Raw genomic sequence first — 21309 nt, forward strand, 5'->3', positions numbered from 1 at the left:
ATGGACTATAAACGCATACAAGTTTTGTTAATTGTCTTCTTTTTGGTCTTTGATATTTATTTGGTTTATCAATTATTAGCCCAAGTGGATTTTGGACGTGAAAATGTAGCCAACAATCAAGATCTGGTTAAAATTGAAGAGCGGCTTGATAGTCGCGGCATCACCTTGTATCAGGAATTATCCACCGACACTGAAAGTCTGCCCCTGATTAAAGCGGATTACAACACGGTTTTACAAGATAATGCCGGACAACTTGTCAACCAAATCACCTCCGTTTCTGAAAATGGCATTTTGGAAAGCACCTTTGCCGAAACGATTGACCTGGAAGGCCTGATTGCCAGCGACACCGCCGGCTTATCGTTAGAACAAGCCTCCTATTTGATGGAAAATTATTTGTCCCAAGACGAATATTTCATTAATGGCGATGAATACCGCCAATGGTGGTATGTCCCCTCAACGCGGACCATCATCTTTTGGATGACCGCTTACGATGGCGCCCCCATCGTTGATGGTTCGGCCGAAATTCGCATTTCGTTGGACGAAGATTATAACATGCAAAGTTACCGCCAAACTTACGTGACCGACCTTGTGGCCATTGAAGAAGATGAGCCTTTCGACCTCATCTCGCAAGAAAATTCCTTGGAAGTCCTGGATAATCGCCTCCAAACCTTTATCCCTTCCAACGCCTACATCGTTCACATCACCCTAAGTTACGCCCAATACACCAGCCTGAACGATTACCAAATCTACTCACCCGTCTGGAACGTCGTCTACTCCTACAGCGACGGCCAAGTCGGCTCCATGCTGGTCGACGCCATCCGCGGCGAAGTCCTCGTCCGCCGTTCCAACGGCTCCTAATAAATATCTCTGCCCCTCACGTTGGTGAGGGGTTTTTTTGTGTGCTTGGTTGTGCTTGCTGTCGCTGCTGCTTGCCGAATGACTGCCCCCGAGCTACGATTTTTGCCCCTTTCCAGCCTACCGTAGTCCCATTTTATACCGAAAGTTAGCTCCGAATGGGAAACCAAGTATAAAAATGTAGTTCGTTTCTTCAACGAACTATAAAAATGTAGTTCGTTTTCTCGACGAACTACAAAAATGTAGTTCGTTTCTTCAACGAACTATAAAAATGTAGTTCGTTTTCTCGACGACCTACAAAAATGTAGTTCGTTTCCTCAACGAACTATAAAAATGTAGTTCGTTTCCTCGACGACCTATAAAAATGTAGTTCGTTTCTTCAACGAACTATAAAAATGTAGTTCGTTTCCTCGACGACCTACAAAAATGTAGTTCGTTTCCTCGACGACCTATAAAAATGTAGTTCGTTTCCTCAACGACCTATAAAAATGTAGTTCGTTTCCTCGACGAACTATAAAATAGCGTTTGAAAAGACAGTGAACTAAAGATGAAGTTAGCAATGAGAAACTCTCAAAGCAAAAAAGTCCGATATTTCTCATTCACTCAGTTTTCTCTCCATGACAATAAGCCATCCTATTGTCACTCACCTTATTCCCCATAAAAAGAAACCCCAGCTCCCCCATACCTCAACCTGACAAAAACTGTTAGTATTATTTTAGGGATATTTATTTTAAAGTAGAAGCAAGAAGGGGAGGATGAGCCATGAAACGATTATTAGAAATCAAAGATCTAGAAAAAATTTATAACCAAGCAGGACAACCGACAGCAGCCTTGGCGGGAATTAGTTTTGATGTACTGGAAGGGGAATTTCTAGGGATTATGGGGCCGAGTGGGTCGGGTAAATCAACGCTACTCAACTGTATTGCTACCATAATTAAACCAACAACAGGCCAAATATATTTAGATAAAGAAAATATTAGTGATTTTAGTCGGAATAGTCTAGCGGATTTTCGTGGTCAGCGGATGGGATATTTATTTCAGGCGTTTGAATTATTGGATAACTTAACGGCACGGGAAAATATTATGTTACCCTTATCCATTCATGGACAGTCGCAAAGCCAACAACAGGAAAAGGTTGAGGCTATTGCTAGATATTTTGAAGTAGATGATATTCTTGACCAATTTCCCACCCAACTATCGGGCGGTCAAAAACAACGTGTCGCAGCGGCACGCAGTTTGATTATGGATCCGTCGCTAATATTAGCTGATGAGCCAACCGGCGCCTTAGACTCACGGTCGGCTAAGACCTTGATGGAAAAATTAAAAGGCATGAATGAAAATCAACAGCGTACCATCTTGATGGTAACCCATGATGCCAATGCAGCCAGCTATTGCTCAAGAATCTTATTTATTCAAGATGGCGTTATTTTCCATGAACTAAGACGCAAAACACAAGAAAGCAAACAAGCTTTTTATGTGCGGATACTGCATGTGGTGTCACAATTAGGGGGTGGCAGCGCTAATGTTCTCTAAATTAGTCTTTCAACAAGCACAAAGAACCCGCAGAGAAAATGGGATTTATTTTCTAACACTAGTGACAGCAATCGCCGCTTTTTACATTATTTTATCCCTTGAAAATCAATCCGTTTTTCGCTTCTTACGCACGTTTGAAAGCCAAGCGATTGATCAGCTTTTTAGTTACATGCCCATCTTGTATTTATTCACCTTATTTTTATTATTTGCCTTAGTATTATTTGCTAACAGTTATCAACTCGATCGCCGCAGCCAAGAGTTTGGCATTTATTTATTATTGGGCTTGAAACAGAGCCGTCTATGGTTGATGTTATGGGCTGAATCACTCTTCACATCAGCCATCAGCCTCATCCTCGGCATCGGCAGCGGTCTGCTATTATCTGAATTAATCAGTTTAACCACCGCACGCTTTATCGGCCAAGGCATCATCGGCCACCAATTCAGTTTTTCATTTAGAGCCGCCATTATCACCATTATTGGCTTTTTAGCCATCCAATTTTTAGCGTTATTTATTGTGAGCTTTAAAATTTTCCGTCCGGAAATCAAAACACTCCTCGACGGCCAAACCCTAGAAAAACAAAAAAGACCAAAACCCCTAATAAATATCACTGTTTTTCTTATGGGTTGCCTGTGCTTATTCGTTGCCTATGCTCTTGCTATTAATGGTTTTCCAAACTCAAATACGCTACAATTACTCTTAGCGGTTATATTAGGTATCATTGGAACTTTGGCCGTTATCAAAGGTGCGGCTGCTTTAATCCGTTTTGCCACCAACGACACAGGATTAGTTATTTTTACCCGCAGACAACTGCAAGAAAGTATTACTACACGCTCCTTAAGTTTGACTGCAAGTTCGCTACTCTTAATGGTTGCGATGGTTGCATTGGGGCAAGGGGCGCTGATGATTATTAATTCAGTGGATGATATTAACCCTCCATCAGCTGTTTATGACTTTACGGTTGTTGCACAAGACACATCTGAAGAGACGCAAATTGAAAACTTACTGCTTGCGTATGCAGAAGCAGGTCAATTGACGCATTTAAATCCTTTAGTTATGGGACCTGCACGCAATGTCACCATTGACTATCGTCCGTTCGTGGACCGATTACTAGCGGATTTACCGGAAGAATTGCAAAGGGAATATGCACAAAGCAGTGATTCAATTTACTTATCAACCGATCAACTTCCCCAAGAATATGTGTTAAATATTCTTCAAAGAGATAACCAAATGACCACCTTGATGCCACTGTCGGCTTATAATCGATTACTGGAAGCGGCAGGTGAGTCACAGCTGGCGTTGAATCAGCATCAAGCGGTCTATTACACCAACCCAATGATTGACAATCAACAACTTAACCTAGAAATTGAGTCGGCACGTCAAGAAGGTATTTCTTTAATTGCTTTTGACGAACAACCCATTCAACTTATCCCACATGAACTGCAAAAGGATTTAGTCACCGACCGCTCAATTACTTTAATATCGGCTCTAGTAATCACTGACCAACAGTTTGAAGCCTTTACGCCAACGGATTCACGGACGACTTACTGGAATTTCAAACTGCCAGCAGACATCTTGGCGGAAAAAGGACAAATGCTGGCTTTTCAAGACATGAGTGCGAATTTAGCTAATCAAAACTTGACCTACGAAAGCTATTTGCATAATTATGGGCGTCAATTATTTTACATTGCAGCCGGTAGTTACACCTTTCTTTATTTAGCGATTGTCTTTCTAATTATTGCATGCACAGTCATTGGCTTACAATTCTTAACCCAACAACAACAAACGAACCGCCGTTACCAAACACTCCTCTTCTTAGGAGCAACCCCCCATCAAATAAATACCTCACTCAAACAACAAGTGAAATGGATCTTTTTATTTCCGCTACTTCCTGCCATAATCAGTGGAGCGGTTGCGATTTATGCGATGAATACCTATTTTTTCTTGAATACCGACTTTGTACAAATTAACTGGCAAACCAATGTCTTTATTTTAACCTTACTAGTGTTATTTTTGTTCATCTTAGGAGGCTATGCTTACTTAATTTACCGAACCGCCCAAAAGGATGTTCAAAAGCAACTTTACCGCATGACATAGAACGCGAACATAAAACAACATCAAATCTAAGGAGGGATAAGATGGCGACAATTACGATTGTGGAAGATGACCAGCTGTTACGCCAAGAGCTGCGATATTTATTAGAGAAGACAGGCTATGAAGTTAGGACAATGACTCAGTTTGATGATCAGCTGATTGAAAACATTAAAATCTCAGAGACCGATCTGCTCCTTTTGGATTTGAATTTGCCACATCAATCAGGCTTTGAGATTTGTAAACAGTTGACGGCAACGACCAATCTACCCATCCTTGTTTTAACCACCAGAGACCAGTTGAAAGATGAGCTGAAAGCTTTGGAATTAGGGGCTGATGACTATGTTACCAAACCCTTTAACACGGAAAAGTTACTGGCTCGCATTCAGAGTGTGCTTCGCCGTTCCTCTGGCCAAACCCACATCAATCGCTTAGGCTCTCTTCAATTAGACACGCAGACATTTACCGTCTATGTTCACAATCAAGTGAAAGTCCTTAATCAAAACGAAGGGAAAATATTGCTTTACTTGATGCAACTGAGTCCACAAACGGTCACAAAAGAAGCCTTGACGTACTTTGTTTGGGGAACCAACCAATATATCGATGAGAACACCCTTCAGGTCAATATAGGCCGCTTAAGAAAAAATTTAAATGAGCTAGGTCTGTTTAATAGCATTGAAACGGTTAGAGGACAAGGCTATCGCTTGAGACATTTACAGAAAGAAGGCTAAAATAAACCATGAAATACGTTAAGCAAGCCCTCCTAGCAGCAAAACACTGGCTCACGGCCTATGTGTTGCTTGCGGGGATATTTATTTTTTTTAGCTGGCTGGCTTACCCCGAAGCTTGGCACGCCTTGTCTCTGTTAATCATCGTTTTGCCGCTTGTTATTGCTGCATACCCTTTAATTGTAACGGCCAACAAAAATAAACGCATCGATGAAGCCATTACGCTATTTTTAAACGAACCCAATGAACCGCATGAAAGACAACTATTGGACTTATTGCCTTTAGCCAATCAAAAACGGCTGAAGGTTTTTATGGACGCTATCCAGCAAAAAGAGGATCAAATGAACCAGCAGCAACTCGAACTCAAACAATACAAAAATTATATTGAAGAATGGGTGCACGAAATTAAAAAACCCCTTTCTTTGATGACCCTCGTCTTGGAAAATCGTTCCGATCAAATGTCACCGTTGGTTCTCCACCGGATGACCCATAGCCGCAACGGAATTAAAAGTTACGTGGACCAAATCCTATATTTCGCACGCATTAACACCCCGCATCGCGACTACCAATTTGAGCCCATCGACCTAAAAACCGTCTGTCACCTCGCCCTAAACGAGAACGCCTCAATCTTACAAGAAACAACGTTCACCGCTACCGTTCGAGGCCCATCCCTACAAGTCTTTTCAGATCAAAAAAGCCTCATATTCATTCTAAGCCAACTCATTAACAACAGCGTCAAATACGTGACGACGGAACCCAAAAACCTCTACTTTACAACCACCCAAATAAATACCACTGCCACTCTCACGGTCATGGATAATGGCAATGGGGTAGCGCAAGAAGATTTGCCCTTTATCTTTGATAAAGCCTTTACCAGCCAAGCTTCCAGTTCCACTGGCATGGGATTATTTCTTGTTAAGCAATTAGCCAACGACTTAACCATCGATATCTCAGCCCAATCCGCCCCCGGCCAAGGCTTAGCCATCACCTTGTCTTTTCCTATTCACCCTAGCTCCTAAAAGGACTTTCGCTAAGTTTATCATCCCGTCATTGCTCGTAAGCGAGAAGTGAAAGGCAATTGAATAAAGCTAATCGGTCATCTACTTGACGAGTTGATGACTGATTAAGTAATTTAAAATAAATTTTCTTTGTGATTGTCCATTCGCCTCCAAATTTACCCATTGAAAAAAATTAAGAATTAATTATCTTCCTTTAATCTTAGACATGGCAAGGGTTCATTCGCAAGTGGTCGTAACACCTCAGCAATCCTCAAGTAAATAGATATGAATTAGCTATAAAAACTGGTAAAATAGAAGTTGAAACAAAAGAGAGGGTGAGCCAGATGAAACGATTTTTGCGTATGATGTTGTCTGTATTTGTCGTTATTGCAATGATGTATCCCGGATTTTCGGCATTGGCACAAGATGTGAGTTTTGATATCACAAAACAAGATATTACAGCAGAAATTCGTTCAGACGGTAGTGTTCAATTTACAGATATTCAATATTACGACATTAACTATATAAACGGGGCTTTATTTACTTTAGATGCCGAAAACTACCAAGTGAGTCACTATGAGGTAGGTATTATTGACCCGAACACACAAGAACCTATCTTTTTCCCTGAAAATACGACGGGGTCACCCGAAACGTATCTCGTTAATGAAAACAATGGGACGTATGAATTCCGTGTGTATTATCCAGCAGCCGATGAGCAAGTCGCTTTTGTTTATCAATATACGATTGACGCACTCGTAACCAATTATAATGATACCGCAGAACTTAATCGGCAAATCGTTGGGACGGGAACGAATGATGTCATGGATGTGACGGCAGAAATTATTCTACCCGCAGTCGTGGCTAACCCTGAAGACTTCAGAACGTGGGCACAAGGCGCGCCACAAGGGGAAATCCAACAAAGTGAACGCGATGGGCATAGCATTGCCGTCATCAACGTTCCAAATAACCCAGCCAATCAATTTGTGGAAGTGCAAATTTTATTTCCGACTGCTATGACACCCAACAACCCTAATGTGGTTGATCAAGATCGTAAGCAACTAATTATTGATCAACAAGAAGAAGGGCGCTTAGCCGAGTTGCAAGCATATGAATCGAGTCGCAGTAATTATGTGAATTGGTTAATCGTGATTATCGTAGCGATATTTATTGGGCCGGTTTTCGCTTGGTGGTATTACTTGAGCCGTCGGAAAAAACTGAACCCTAACCCGATTCACGTGCCAGAACATGTGTACCATTTGCCGGAGGATATTACACCCGCGGTGATGGCGACGTCCGTTTACAGGACGAAACCGAATAATGATGATTTTGCGGCGACGATTTTAGATTTAGCACGCAAAGGTTATATTAAGTTAGAAGAAGTGCGTAAGGAAAAACGTGGTTTTCTGTCGGGGGATAGTTCGACGATTCGAATTAGTTTGAGTGACGAAAAGCCAGATGTGAAACAACTACATAAACATGAACAGTATGCCTATGATTTTGTTAAACCCAAAGGCAGTGAAAAGAGTATTACATTTGAACAAATTGAGAAAGAAGCCAAAGCCGATAAAACTTATGCCAAACGCTTGTTTAGCAATTGGACGCGGTTTGAAAATTTTGTATCCATCAGAGGACAACAATTAAGAGATCCTCAAAAAGAGCAGACCTATGCTTTATTATGGGCTACTTTGGCCTTATTTGCTTCTATTTCGTTAATGGTAGTAGGAATCATTTTAGCCGTATCGCGTTTTAGTTTACCTACGTTAATGTGGACGGTTATCGGCCTAGGTGTGGTTGGAATTGTCGCCTCGTTTGTTTTACTCATACGCGCCAGCAACTATCCAATTCAAACCCAGGCGAGTGACCACCGCCAAAAAGAGTGGCATGGTTTTGCGAATATGCTGAAAGATATTGGAAACTTTAACATGCGTGAAATTGCGACCATTGAATTATGGGAAGAATATCTGGTCTATGCCGTGTCCCTTGGGGTTGCTGACAAAGTCGTCGAAGCCATGAATCTTAACTTCAGCCAAACCGAACTCAATACCTTACATATGGGGCCAACCATTTATGCTTACCCACATATGATTACTAGTTCGATGAGCCGGTCGGTGCAACAATCCGTTCAATCATCAGCACCCGCAAGCTCCAATTACTCTGGTAGTAATGTCGGTGGTTTTGGTGGCGGCTTTGGTGGCGGATCAAGTGGGGGTTCCGGTGGTGGCTCAGGTTCTGGTGGCTTCTAACAAGACATAGCACAACATAAAATACGTAATTAGAAAGTGGTTCGATGAAAAAAGAGGTAACAATTCAAACAGAGGTAACAACATCAAAATTACAAAGTACGCCGGACAATAGCTTGCGTTTTTCCATTTTAGCGAGTGGATCGAGCGGCAATTGTACCTATGTGGAGACGGATCAAAAACGTCTGATTGTCGACGCGGGTTTAAGTGGCAAAAAAATTCAACAACTTTTCACCGAAATTGACCGAGATATTAGCCAACTTGATGCTATTTTTGTCACTCATGAACACAAAGATCATATCCACGGCGTGGGCGTCTTGTCCCGCAAATATAATTTGCCAGTTTATGCCAACCGCCAAACATGGCAAGCCATGGACTCTATGCTCGGTTACATTGCCGAAGAAAATCGCCGTTATATTGAAGCCGACACCATGACCGAATTTGGTGATATCGATATTCTCACATATAATGTCAGTCATGATGCGATTCAACCCCAGTTTTATGCCTTTCAAAAAGGTAAAAAGCAATTCGTCATGTTGACGGATACGGGTTATGTCAGCGACCGCCTGCGGTCACAATTAAAAAACGCCTCAGCTTACTTGATTGAAAGCAATCATGAAATCGAAATGCTACGCTATGGTAAATATCCTTGGTCCGTTAAACAACGAATTCTCAGTGATAAAGGGCATTTGAGTAATGAAGACGGGGCATTGGCGATGGTAGATTTAATCGGACGTGCGACCAGTGATATTTATTTGGGGCATTTGAGTCGGGAAAATAATACCAAAGAATTGGCTTTAACGACGGCTATCAATACCATGCGCTTGTATGATTTGGGCGTGGATGAGGACTTTTTGGTGCATATGACCGACCCGGTGCAAGCGACAGCCTTAAAAATTCTATAAAATAAATTTCTTCAAATCTCTCCCTCAAAAAAGGAGAGATTTTTTTATATTCTAAAGAATATCTTTGAGCTTTTTTCATAGATAATTCGTTATTTAGTGTTATTATAAACATAGCAACAAATATAGGAAGGAGCTTGTCTATGGACAAACAAAACAGTCAAAATCGCAATAATCACTTTTGGAAATCATTCTTTGGTGGCGCTCTAGGTAGTGTTATTACACTTATTGTAGCTGCTGTGCTTATTTTTAGTTCTGCAGGCAATATACCAGTGGCATACATGCAAGAGGATAATACACCGTCAGAAGATAGTGCTCAGACTTTGGTAGACTTTGAATCCGCTATTATTGGTGCGGTGGAAAAGACGAGCGATGCTGTTGTATCGGTTTCTAATTATCAATATGTTTCTAGCCCCGAAAGCATTTTTAGTTATTACTCAGGGATTGATTTAAATAATACAGAAGAAACCTTATCCTTAGTAGGACAAGGTAGTGGGGTTGTTTACAAAATTGAAGGCGACCAAGCCTACATCGTAACCAATAACCACGTTATCGAAGATGCTGAAGAAGTTAGCGTTATTATGGCAAATGGCGAAGTGATTCAAGCTCAAATCATTGGTGCAGACGCAATTAGTGACTTAGCTGTTCTTCAAATTCCTGCTGATCAAGTGACTACCGTGATTGAATTTGCTGACTCAGATGCTGTTCAAGTCGGTTCTTTAGCTATCGCAATTGGTTCACCTTTAGGTAGCGAATTCTCAAGTTCTGTTACCCAAGGGATTGTTTCTGGTGTTGATAGAGTTGTCCCTGTTGATGTTGATGACGACGGAAACGCTGATTACGATATGAGCCTTTTACAAACAGATGCAGCCATTAACCCAGGTAACTCTGGGGGTGCTTTAGTTAACAAAAACGGCCAATTAATTGGAATCAACTCAAGTAAATTAAGTTCAACCCAAATTGAGGGTATGGGCTTTGCGATTCCAAGTAACGAAGTGGTTAATATCATCGGCCTATTGGAAGCCGATGGCGAAGTTATTCGTCCTTCGTTAGGTGTTTCAACCTATAACTTAAATGAAATTGCCTTGCGTTCACGGGTAGAAGTCCTAGGCCTTGATGAAAACACAGTGGATGGGGTTGTCGTTAACCAAGTTCTTCCAGATAGCTCAGCAGATAAAGGCGGCGTTGAACAATATGACGTCATCGTTGGCATGAATGACCAACCAGTCACCAACCTATCCGACTTAAGAAAAGAACTTTATCGCTACAACATTGGCGACACAGTGACCCTAAACATCATTCGTAACGGTGAAAACATGCAACTCGAACTCGTTTTAGAAGCAACCTCAAGCACCCCAACAACCAACCAAAACTAAACCCCCTCAAGTAAATACCTCTGCCTTAAAAGAAGGTGGGATGATGGGATTGGATGGAATAGAATAGAATGGAATGGAATGTGGCCCCGCAACTGACTTTTAGTTAGCTGCGGGGTTTTTGCTGTGGATGGGGGGATGGTGACTGGGGGTTGGTTTGTGTGAGGAGCGCTACGTTTTCGGGCTGCGAATGATTAGCGTGGATGGAGATGTAATGCCACACTCATCAGCAATCGAGGAATAGGCTGTGATTTGTTGAAATGCCGGAAGTCGATTTAACGGGAAGACCGGAAAGCCGCCAAATTGATTTGCCGGACTTCGTCAGTAAATATGAAGCAGTGGAACGGGCTGATTTTGGATACACTATCATATTAGACAAAGTATTACCAATTAGGTGGCGAAGCCCATGTGTCCCCTCGCCATCAATTAAATTAGGTGGCGAAGCCCACGTGTCGCCTCGCCATCAATTGGATTAGGTGGCGAAGCCCATGTGTTTCCTCGCCAGCAATTGAATTAGGTGGCGAAATTCATGTGTTTCCTCGCCAGCAATTAAAATAGACCTTAGTGGCAGACCCTTTCCTACCTCCTTTTGACGTGTAAGCTATAGTTAACGTGTTTTATTGTCATGAGGGAAAATCTGAGTGACAATGGGACGTCTTATTGTCATGGGAGAAAATCTGAGTGACAATGGGGCGGTTTATTGTCATGAGGGAAAATCTGAGTGACAATGGGGCGGTTTATTGTCATGAGGCAAAATCTGAGTGACAATAACGTTTTCTCATTTTCCACTTACTTTTTTATTCGAATTTTGGGCATATTCAAGTTATTCTGTCCTTTTTTACCAAGATTTTGGACAGAATCAAATTAATCTGTCCTTTGCTACTCGAGCAGATGACAGATTAGCTTTATTCAGTCACGAAATCAGTCATTTGATGACCGATTAGCTTTACTTAACGTCTGCTCACTTCCCGCTTACTCCCAACCGCCAGAGAGCAACCTGAGAGGCGGATGGCAGCTCCCAACCGCCAGAGAGCAACCTGAGAGGCGGATGGCAGCCCCCAACCGCCAGAGAGCAACTTGAGAGGCGGATGGGCGTAAATGGGAAGTAAAGTACGGTATTTATTTTAAAGAAAAAGCAGAGGCGTTATAGTAAAAGCAAAATACTATAGCGCAATCAACAAACGGTTATCAAGCAACAATATTTCGGTTCGTTACTTCCCGCTTACGTCGTCAAGCATCGAAGTCCGGCAAACCAGGAAATTTGCTGTGGATTGTTAATAACCCCTCATCCACACCCCATTCGCCATCATATTTCCAACTCAGCCCAACCCCATTCAACCCAATCAATATCACAAACTATCCCGACTAATCCTCATCTACATCAAAGACTTATACACAAAAAAGCGACTTATCCACAGCTTAAACCTATAATTTGTGGATAAGTCGCTTAAATTGTTAATAACTGCTACTTTTATGCTGAAAATATCTCGTTTATGAAAACATCTGAAATTAGTATCTTGAAAAAGGTTGAAAATAGTTCGGTAAAATCCACTCAAAACTAATAAAGACACAACAAATAATCAAGTTATCAACTGAAATAAAACTTATCCACAGACTTATGCACAGAACTTATCAACAAATATCTAAATTGTGGATAACTAATTCATACCATCGTAATTAGAGTAATTTATTCAAATAATCATAGCGTTCAAAAACATGTGAATTGGCGATGGCTACAAAAAACGTTTCAGCAGTGATAGGTTCATTAATATCTAAGTTAGAATTGAGTTTGCGACCACGATCAGCGCGCGTTCCAATCAAGTTAATCTCATAACGACGACGCAAATCAAGGTCTAACACGGTTTTTCCGACCCAACTCTCCGGCGCTTCAAACTCAATAATAGAAGTTTCCTCATCCAAACGTAAAACCTCTTCAATATGATTCCGCAATAAACGCGAAGCTAACTGCAGACCGGAATCGCGCTCCGGCGTCACCACCACATCCACACCGACTTGATACAGCACTTCTTCAAAAGTATTGCTACGAGCCTTGGCAATAATTTGCTTAACGCCCAACTTTTTGCAGTGCATAACCGCTAAAACAGCACTTTCTAAATTAGTTCCTGTCGCAATCACCACCACATCACAACTGCCAATCCCGATACTACTCAGAAAATCATAATCCGTAAAATCACCAATGGCACCACTCATCACATCATCAGCCACCCGCTGAACATTATTAGGGTCCTTATCAATAGCGATAACATCGCGCCCATAACGACTCATTTCCTTAGCAATCGCCCGACCAAACAAGCCAAGACCTAAAACACCAATGGTTTTAATTTCCATAAAAATAAATTCCTTTCATTATCCCAGTTGAATATTTGTGTCAACATAAGAAATTTCCTTATTCTTTCGTTGTAAAATGGCCACCAACATCGTACTCGGTCCAATCCTACCTGCAAACATCATAATGACAAGAATAATCCGCCCAAAGAAACTCAAGCGATCTGTTAAAATAATCGAAATCCCAGACGACCCAATGGCACTCACCGATTCAAACATTAAGTCCAAAGCGTTTAAATAAGGATGCGTAATAATCAACAAAGCATACCCAATGACCAAAAAGAAAAGAAAATACAAAGCGATTAAAACCGCTTGACGCACCAAACGCGTAGGAATCACCCGTTTCTTGAACACAACTTTAGAATAAGAATTTAACTCGGCACGAATCATTAAAATCAAAATTGCAAAGGTCGTCACTTTGATTCCACCCGCAGTCCCGCCCGGGGCACCCCCAATTACAGTAAATATCATATAAATAAAGCGGGTAATCGGTAAGGTATGTTCATATTGAATGGTCGTATAACCGGCTGTTCTTGAATTGGCCGACTGGAAAAAACTCGTTAACAATTGTTGTGGAATACTCAACCCACTAATCGTCGCTTCATTTTGCGATTCAGCCATCCATATAATCAACGTCCCAAACACCAGTAAAATCGCCGTCATTAATAAAATTAAACGCGTATTATAGGATGTCGTATGAAATGATACTTTTAGAGATCTTGGGCGATCTTTGATAAAATGCGTGAAACGATCAATCAGCTCAAACCACACCGAAAAACCTAACCCACCAGCAATGACCAAAGCGCTCACGGTTAAAGAAATTAAATAATTCCCAGAAAAATCTTGTAAACTGTTATTGCCAAAATTATCAAAACCCGAATTACAAAAAGCTGAAACAGCTAAGAAAACCGCATTAAATGCCCCTTGCGATAAGCCAAAACGCGGAATAAAATCAATCATAATGACTAAAGCACCAATTAACTCAATTAACAACGTTAACTTATAAATAGCCGTCAGAAATTGGCGGAGATCTTTATTTGATTAGCGGTTTAACGACATTTGAAGCATATACTGCTCACGCAAGGGCAGTGATTGTTGTAGAAAAAACAAACTCGAGTTCAGAACCGTAATCACACCCAAACCGCCAATTTGGATTAAGGTCAAAACAACCACCTGCCCCAGTGTGTTGTAGGTCTCGTAAATCGACACAGAAGCAATTCCAGACACACAAACGAGCGAAATACTCGTTAATAAATGATTCAAATAAGACAGTTCAACGCCCGGCTTATGCATGATTGGCATGGCTAAAAGAAAACTTCCCAAAACCGCAACCAGAACAAAACTAAGCAAAATTTTTCCGGCAGGCGATAACCTATCAAATGTTTTAAAACTGACCTCCATGCCCATGCTCCTTTTTTTTATAATAAATATCTTTACATTTATTGATACTTCATTCATGATACAAAAAAATGAGTTAAAATGCTATGATTAGATAAACAAATCAAATCCAACTTCGAATTCAAATCATAATCAAAAATATAAAGGAGATTAAAATGTTACTAGATAATTTAGAAAATAAAAAAGATTTCACCACGTCAGAACAATTGATTGCCGATTATATATTGAAAAACCCTACTGCAGTACAGTCAATGACAGCAGAAGAGTTAGGGAAAAAATCTTTTACTTCAAAAGCAACCGTATTGAGATTTTGCAATAAATTGGATTTAAAAGGGTTCAATGATTTGCGTCACCATTTAATTAAAGAAATTTATGAAAAGAATCGGTTAATTGAATTAATTGAAGACGAACCTATTCACGACCAATCAACATTAGAAGAGATTATAACGGTTTTACCATCACTCTATGACCGAGCAATTGGCGAAAGTAAATTACGTTGGGATGATAAAGCCTTAAAACAAGCAATAAAACTGTTAAAGGAAGCGGAGTTCATTGATATATATGGTAGTGGTATAACCTATAGTTGCGCAACAGCAGCAGCCTTCAAATTTCAATCAATTGGTCTCAATGCTGATGCTCATCATGGTTTAAATGAACACGCAATTAAATATCGAAAAGGTAAGCGAAATTCTGTGGCGATCCTTCTCTCCTTTACTGGCGGGAATGTCACAATGTCAGAAGTGGGACAGTATTTAAAAGATAATGGCATCATGTTAATTGGAGTAGGAGGGTTAAATTCCCCACGCTTACAGTCTATTTGTCACCAATATATTGCGGTTGAAGATCGTGACTATATTTTTAATATAGAATCGATTGGTTCCTATATATCCATTACTTATGTTATGGATATCTTATACCTAAGTCTTTTGTCAGAGGATTATCAAAAAAACTTAGAAGCTGCTTTGGAAGTTCATAAAGAACGCCATGGTTAATAGAAATAGATATAAATAGTTTAGCACTATTCTAAATGGATAGTGCTATTTTGATACCCAAAGTATCAAAAATTAAAGCTTAAAAAAACAAAGTTTAAACCTTCAGACCTAACAATAGTGAAACCCCCCTATCAATAAATCTCTGTGTTATAGTCTAATTAAATTAAAGCGCTTAATTTAAAAAATCCTCAAGGGAGAGATAAGAATGAATGATCTTCAACTTGCAAATCGTATATTGGAATTATTAGGTGGGAACGGCAATGTCAATTCAGTCACGCATTGTGTCACAAGATTACGAGTAACGGTAAATGATACAAAGGTAGTCCAAAAAGGAGAACTTGAATCCGTCCCAGATGTTATCGGTGTTAATCAAGTGGGAAATCAAACACAAGTAATTCTTGGTGGTAAAGTGCATGATGTTTATGATCAATTCATTAAATTAGTAGGGGATACTCAAAAAAGTGAACCAGTAGAAGAGGAGAAGAAAGGGATTATTAGTCGCTTTTTAGATGCTATAACAAGCATTTTTAATCCGATTCTACCAGCAATAATTGGTGCTGGTCTACTTAAAGGGATTCTTATTTTCTTAATGTTTTATGAAATCGTCTCAATAGAAAGTGACACTTATCAATTTTTGAATGTTTTTTCTGATGCTGCCTTTTATTTCTTACCAATATTATTAGCTTATAGTGCAGCGAATCGCTTTAAGGCTAATCCTTATGTAGCAGCTTCAATTGGCGGGATTTTGGTACACCCTAATTTAATAAATATGATGTCAGCCAGTGATAGTTTGACGTATTTTGGAATACCAGTGACAAATGCATCTTATGCTTCAAGTGTCCTTCCGATTATTATGGGAGTTTGGTTGATGGCATACGTGGAGCGGATTTTAACAAAATACATACCTAAGATTTTAAAGACGATTTTAGTGCCAGTTCTAACGATATTAATTGTCGCACCTATAATTTTAATTGTATTAGGACCTATTGGAACAGTCATTGGTAATGGACTTGGTGAATGGTTTATTGGATTTTATAATAATTTTGGGCTTTTAGCTGGGGCTTTGTTCGGAGCAGCATTTCCTTTTCTAGTTTTGATAGGTATGCACGTTGGATTCGCACCTGTAATGCTTCAATCACTCACGACATACGGTGTTGACTACATTATGGGTCTTAATGTAGCAAGTAATTCAGCTCAAGCAGGGGCAACAACAGCCGTATATCTTAGGACAAAAAATAGGGACTTCAAGGCTGTGGCTGGAGCAGCAGCATTGAATGCAATTATAGGAATTACGGAACCGGCTTTATTTGGGGTAACTTCTAAATTGAAGAAACCTTTAATTGCTGTTTCCATTGGTGGTGCAGTAGGGGGAGCCATTGCAGGTTATTTTAGGGTAGAAGCTTTAGGTATAGGAACAGGACCAATCGCCGGCGTGCCGTTATTTATTGGACCTACATTTATATATTTCATCATTTCATGCGTCGTTGCCTATATTATATCCTTTGTCTTGACTTTAGTGATTGGTTTTGAAGATATCCCAGCAGCCGCAACGCAATCAGTGGAGGAAGTCGTTGTTAGCAATCCTGAGACAATCGATGAACTAAAAACAACTTCTTTGCTTAGTCCCTTGAGTGGCGAAGTTAAAAAGCTAGAAGAAGTCGATGATCATGTATTTTCAACTAAGATGATGGGTGATGGTGTCGCGATTATACCAAATATAGGTAAGGTGTTTTCACCTGTTAATGGAACCATCGTCACAGCTTTTACAACAGGTCATGCCGTGGGTATTAAAAGTAATGACGGAGCAGAAGTTTTGATTCATGTAGGACTTGATACAGTTGAACTTGAAGGGAAACCATTCACAATGCTAGCGAAAGAAGGTGACCTAGTACATACGGGAGATTTATTAGTTGAATTTGATATTCAAGCTATCAAGGACGCAGGCTATAACACAATAACGCCAATTGTAATTACTAACAGCAATCAATATGACCAAATTGAGCAATTAAAATATGGAACAGTAAGAGAAGGCGAAGCTATACTAACTCTTGAAAAGAAAAAAGAAAGGAATGGACACAATGAATAACGAAACACAAACACACTTTCCTAAAGATTTTTTATGGGGTGGTGCTATTGCAGCTAGTCAAGTTGAAGGAGCTGCTTTAGAAGATGGGCGTCATTGGTCAACAGCAGATGCATTACCTTACGGTGTCTTCAAAGATGTTGTTATACCACCACCAGAAGACTATTTAAAGAAGGATGGTATTGACTTTTACCATCGTTACAAAGAAGATATTGCTCTGTTTGCTGAAATGGGTTTTAAGGTATTTCGTTTATCTCTCTCATGGTCACGCATTTTCCCAAATGGTGATGAAAATGAACCGAATCCATTAGGGTTAGCATACTACGATGATTTAATAAATGAAATACGTTCACACGGAATGGAAGTAATGGTAACAATAGTCCACTTTGATATTCCATTAAATTTAGCGTTAGAATATGGTGGTTGGTCAAATCCAAAATTAATTGATTTTTACTTGCATTTTGCCAAAACGCTATACGAACGTTATCAAGATCAAGTGAAATATTGGATTACCTTTAATGAAATCAATGTAACACTCGAAGCTCCTTTTAATGGTGCAGGTATACAAGGAACAAAAGATACGGTAGATAAGTCTACTTTGTATCAAGCGATTCACCATCAATTTGTTGCTTCCGCTAAAGCAATCAAATTAGGTCATGAAATTAATCCTAACTTTATGATTGGTTGTATGGTTGCTAACAGCCCTTACTACCCACTAACTTCTAATCCCGATGATGTGATGGAAGCAATGAAGCGCGACAGAGAAACCTTATTCTTTGCAGATGTTCATGTTAGAGGAAAATACTCTGCTTATATGAAACGCTTTTTCAAAGAAAATGATATTAAAATAAACATCACTGCCGAAGATCTCCAAATTATGCAAGAAAATCCTGTTGATTACATCTCATTTAGTTACTATATGTCTTATTGTGCGACAGCTAATCCGGAAAAAAATAATCAAGAATTGGGGAATGTTAAAACAACAGTAAGAAATCCCTATCTTGAAATTTCAGACTGGGGATGGCAAATCGACCCTAAAGGATTACGCTATGCCTTGAATCAGTTTTACGATCGCTATCAAAAGCCATTATTTATTGTTGAAAATGGTTTAGGAGCAGTGGATGAGTTAGTAGAAGATGGTCAAGGATCCTACACCGTAAACGATGATTACCGTATTAAGTACTTAGAAGACCATCTCAAACAAGTAGCTGAAGCCATTGAAGATGGTGTTGAATTATTAGGTTATACTAGTTGGGGACCAATCGACTTAGTCAGCAATACAATCGCAGAAATGAGAAAAAGATACGGCTTTATCTATGTTGATCGCCATAATGATGGTACAGGATCGTTAAAAAGATATAAAAAGAAAAGCTTCAATTGGTACAAAAATGTGATAGCTACAAACGGAGAGTCATTGTACGAGAACAAGTAAATCCAACGGAAAATAATATAAATTGAAAAAATTGAAAGGACAGAAAAAATGACAACATTAAGACTTTTATTACCTCAATGGCAAGGTGGCGTGAACCCTAATTATGCATTTGGAGCAGAACTGCTTAATTTTATAGCCCCAAAAACTGAAAGCAGTCAAACAGTCCGTGTTGAAGTCGCCAAAGACTTCGATGTAAAACAAGTTGAAACAAATGGTCTGGTTAGTGAACCGCAACTGCGACAACAAATCCGCGACACCCAAAAAGCATTAAATGATTACAAACCGGACAAAGTTATCGTTTATGGTGGCGACTGTTCTGTTGATTATGCTCCTTTTGATTATTTAAGTGGCAAATATGGCGATAAATTAGGGATGATTTGGTTAGATGCACATAGTGATTTAGTTGAATTAAGTCACACTAATCACGCTCATGAAACAATCGTTACAGATTTACTTGGACGCAAAGCCACAACTTTAAGCCAAGAACTAAATTATCCCATCCAACCATCGCAATTACTTTATGTCGGTTTACCAAAAGATGAAATCCGTCCGCAGGAATATTTAGTTGACGAATTACGTATCCCTGTTATTACTCCTGAGATACTAGCTGATTCAAGCCAAGCGGTTGTAGATTGGATTAAAGAGGGCAGATTTGAATATATTGCCATTCACTTTGATTTGGATGTCTTATCTCCTGCTGATTTTAGAGCAAATCTACCTGGTAAACCTTATCAAGATTTATCTACTTTCGGTGCTGCCATTGGACGTTTGACATTGGCACAAGCTGTTCGTTTCTTTAAAGATATTAGTGCTGAAGCTGATTTAGTTGGCTTAGGAATTGCAGAACACATGCCATGGGATGCTCTTAACCTTAGAAATGCTTTATCAGAAATTTCGATCTTTCAAGATTAATATCAATTTACCGGCTGACTTTACATGTTAGCTGGTTTTTTATATCAATAACTCCGATAACATGCTAAGCTTAAAACATCAAATAATAGAGGAGCAGCACATGAATATCGAAATAATTGGTGTCGGAAAAATAAAAGAAAAGTATTTAAAGCAAGGCATTGACGAATACCTTAAACGACTTCAAGCCTATGCAAATGTCTCGATTATTGAAGTGCCGGACGAACCAACCGGAGATAATATGTCTGAGACAGAAGTGGCGATGGTATTAGATAAAGAAGCTGAAAAGATTTTGAGTCGAATCGACTCTCAGCGGAAGGTCATTGTTTTAGCTATTGAGGGCAAGTTGATTACCTCAGAAGACTTGGCTAAACAATTAGACGACTATGCTACCTATGGCAATAGCAAAGTTACTTTTGTTATTGGAGGCTCACTGGGGTTAGCACAATCGGTGAAAGACCGAGCAGACTGGTTGATAAGTTTTGGCAGAATTACCATGCCACATCAGTTGATCCGAATGGTGTTGACGGAACAGGTATATCGGGCGTATAGGATAATCAACAATCATGCGTATCATAAATGATGATAAAAATTTCATATGTTTAGTAAATAAGATTCTCTATTCAATCTCCTATATCCTCTAAAATCATCGGGGGTTCGGGGGATTTGAATTCAATCTGTGTCTTAACCATATGGGATTCGCATTGCAGGTATAAATGAAAAAATAAAAAAAGCAGAGTATTACAGTAAAAACTGTTAGCTCTGCTTTTATGTGTACCTACTTTTTTAAATCATTGAGAATTAGGGGTCTTCGGAATATATAGTGGAATTACTTTTTTAATAGTTTAAAAACAACTGGTGTTTAAATCGGATTTTCTAGTGGGATGTTAGGACAATCAATAGTATTAAAGTATCAATCACATACGAGTGATACGTTGGGAAAAAAATAAAACAGTCCAATTTACTTGACCGTGTACTATGGTACACTGTTTATAATATTCATGGGGTGAAATAAGATGATTTACCGCATTAGCGAGTTTGCAGAAAAATGTGGCGTTAATAAAGAAACGATTAGATATTACGAGCGAAAAAATTTACTACAAGAACCTCACCGAACGGAAGCTGGTTATCGGATATATTCATATGATGACGTTAAGCGTGTTGGGTTTATTAAACGAATACAGGAACTTGGATTTTCTTTAAACGAGATTTATAAATTACTTGGTGTTGTAGATAAAGATGAAGTTCGTTGTCAAGATATGTTCGAATTTGTTTCTAAAAAACAGATGGAAGTTCAAAAACAAATAGAGGATTTAAAACGAATTGAAACTATGTTAGACGACTTAAAACAACGATGTCCAGATGAAAAGCAATTACATTCGTGTCCAATAATAGAAACATTAACATGAGAGATTAACGAAAGGGGCTTTA

Annotated in this window: 18 protein-coding genes; 15 read left to right on the plus strand and 3 right to left on the minus strand. The window is 39.5% G+C overall.

Translation table 11 applies throughout. The features are described 5' to 3' along the window. The 9 genes from NRE15_RS10000 (at position 1) to NRE15_RS10040 (ending at position 11194) form a co-directional block, all read left to right on the plus strand. A complete protein-coding gene (locus tag NRE15_RS10000; protein WP_313792740.1) occupies positions 1–858 on the plus strand; it encodes a two-component system regulatory protein YycI in 858 nt (285 codons plus the stop codon). A 759-nt stretch (positions 859–1617) separates the two neighbouring features. Next, positions 1618–2388 carry an ABC transporter ATP-binding protein gene (locus tag NRE15_RS10005; RefSeq protein WP_313792741.1) on the plus strand — a complete coding sequence of 257 codons (771 nt, stop codon included), beginning with the start codon at positions 1618–1620 and terminating at the stop codon, positions 2386–2388. Continuing rightward, entirely contained in the window at positions 2378–4483 is a 2106-nt protein-coding gene (locus tag NRE15_RS10010) for an ABC transporter permease (RefSeq protein WP_313792742.1), read from the plus strand. The genes NRE15_RS10005 and NRE15_RS10010 overlap by 11 nt, the downstream gene beginning before the upstream one ends. A gap of 41 nt (positions 4484–4524) precedes the next feature. Then, positions 4525–5208, plus strand: coding sequence for a response regulator (locus NRE15_RS10015; protein ID WP_313792743.1), 684 nt, complete (start codon positions 4525–4527; stop codon positions 5206–5208). 8 nt (positions 5209–5216) lie between these two features. Then, positions 5217–6224 carry a sensor histidine kinase gene (locus NRE15_RS10020; RefSeq protein WP_313792744.1) on the plus strand — a complete coding sequence of 336 codons (1008 nt, stop codon included), beginning with the start codon at positions 5217–5219 and terminating at the stop codon, positions 6222–6224. Between the two features lie 323 nt (positions 6225–6547). Next, positions 6548–8446 carry a DUF2207 domain-containing protein gene (locus NRE15_RS10025; protein ID WP_313792745.1) on the plus strand — a complete coding sequence of 633 codons (1899 nt, stop codon included), beginning with the start codon at positions 6548–6550 and terminating at the stop codon, positions 8444–8446. A 44-nt stretch (positions 8447–8490) separates the two neighbouring features. Further along, positions 8491–9348 carry an MBL fold metallo-hydrolase gene (locus tag NRE15_RS10030; RefSeq protein ID WP_313792746.1) on the plus strand — a complete coding sequence of 286 codons (858 nt, stop codon included), beginning with the start codon at positions 8491–8493 and terminating at the stop codon, positions 9346–9348. A 140-nt stretch (positions 9349–9488) separates the two neighbouring features. Further along, positions 9489–10721 (plus strand): S1C family serine protease, encoded by a 1233-nt coding sequence (locus NRE15_RS10035; RefSeq protein ID WP_313792747.1) that lies wholly within the window; start codon positions 9489–9491, stop codon positions 10719–10721. A 257-nt stretch (positions 10722–10978) separates the two neighbouring features. Continuing rightward, complete coding sequence (locus NRE15_RS10040) at positions 10979–11194, plus strand: hypothetical protein (protein WP_313792748.1); 216 nt, start codon at positions 10979–10981, stop codon at positions 11192–11194. Between the two features lie 1201 nt (positions 11195–12395). On the opposite strand, the gene NRE15_RS10045 is transcribed toward NRE15_RS10040, so the two are convergent. Genes NRE15_RS10045 through NRE15_RS10055 form a run of 3 tightly spaced genes read right to left on the minus strand, consistent with a single transcriptional unit; the run spans position 12396 to position 14465 of the window. Continuing rightward, positions 12396–13067: a potassium channel family protein gene (locus NRE15_RS10045; protein ID WP_313792749.1), complete on the minus strand. Its 672-nt coding sequence runs from the start codon at positions 13065–13067 to the stop codon at positions 12396–12398. An 18-nt stretch (positions 13068–13085) separates the two neighbouring features. Then, entirely contained in the window at positions 13086–14057 is a 972-nt protein-coding gene (locus NRE15_RS10050) for a potassium transporter TrkG (RefSeq protein ID WP_313792750.1), read from the minus strand. A 48-nt stretch (positions 14058–14105) separates the two neighbouring features. After that, positions 14106–14465: a hypothetical protein gene (locus NRE15_RS10055; RefSeq protein ID WP_313792751.1), complete on the minus strand. Its 360-nt coding sequence runs from the start codon at positions 14463–14465 to the stop codon at positions 14106–14108. Positions 14466–14617: 152 nt separating this feature from the next. Here NRE15_RS10055 and NRE15_RS10060 point away from each other — a divergent pair, with 152 nt between their 5' ends. The 6 genes from NRE15_RS10060 to merR all read left to right on the plus strand — a co-directional run bounded on the left by NRE15_RS10060 (position 14618) and on the right by merR (position 21287). Continuing rightward, positions 14618–15454, plus strand: a complete 837-nt coding sequence (locus NRE15_RS10060; protein ID WP_313792752.1) for a MurR/RpiR family transcriptional regulator — start codon at positions 14618–14620, stop codon at positions 15452–15454. Between the two features lie 205 nt (positions 15455–15659). Beyond that, entirely contained in the window at positions 15660–17540 is a 1881-nt protein-coding gene (locus tag NRE15_RS10065; RefSeq protein WP_313792753.1) for a beta-glucoside-specific PTS transporter subunit IIABC, read from the plus strand. After that, on the plus strand, positions 17533–18969 hold the full coding sequence (locus tag NRE15_RS10070; RefSeq protein WP_313792754.1) for a glycoside hydrolase family 1 protein: 1437 nt from the start codon (positions 17533–17535) through the stop codon (positions 18967–18969). Before NRE15_RS10065 ends, NRE15_RS10070 begins: the two co-directional genes overlap by 8 nt. A gap of 48 nt (positions 18970–19017) precedes the next feature. Continuing rightward, complete coding sequence (locus NRE15_RS10075) at positions 19018–19881, plus strand: arginase family protein (protein ID WP_313792755.1); 864 nt, start codon at positions 19018–19020, stop codon at positions 19879–19881. A gap of 100 nt (positions 19882–19981) precedes the next feature. Further along, on the plus strand, positions 19982–20461 hold the full coding sequence (rlmH, locus tag NRE15_RS10080; RefSeq protein ID WP_313792756.1) for a 23S rRNA (pseudouridine(1915)-N(3))-methyltransferase RlmH: 480 nt from the start codon (positions 19982–19984) through the stop codon (positions 20459–20461). 433 nt (positions 20462–20894) lie between these two features. Beyond that, a complete protein-coding gene (merR, locus tag NRE15_RS10085; protein WP_020220203.1) occupies positions 20895–21287 on the plus strand; it encodes an Hg(II)-responsive transcriptional regulator in 393 nt (130 codons plus the stop codon). Positions 21288–21309: the final 22 nt, after the last annotated feature.

Source organism: Fundicoccus culcitae, from assembly GCF_024661895.1.
GTDB lineage: Bacteria > Bacillota > Bacilli > Lactobacillales > Aerococcaceae > Fundicoccus_A > Fundicoccus_A culcitae.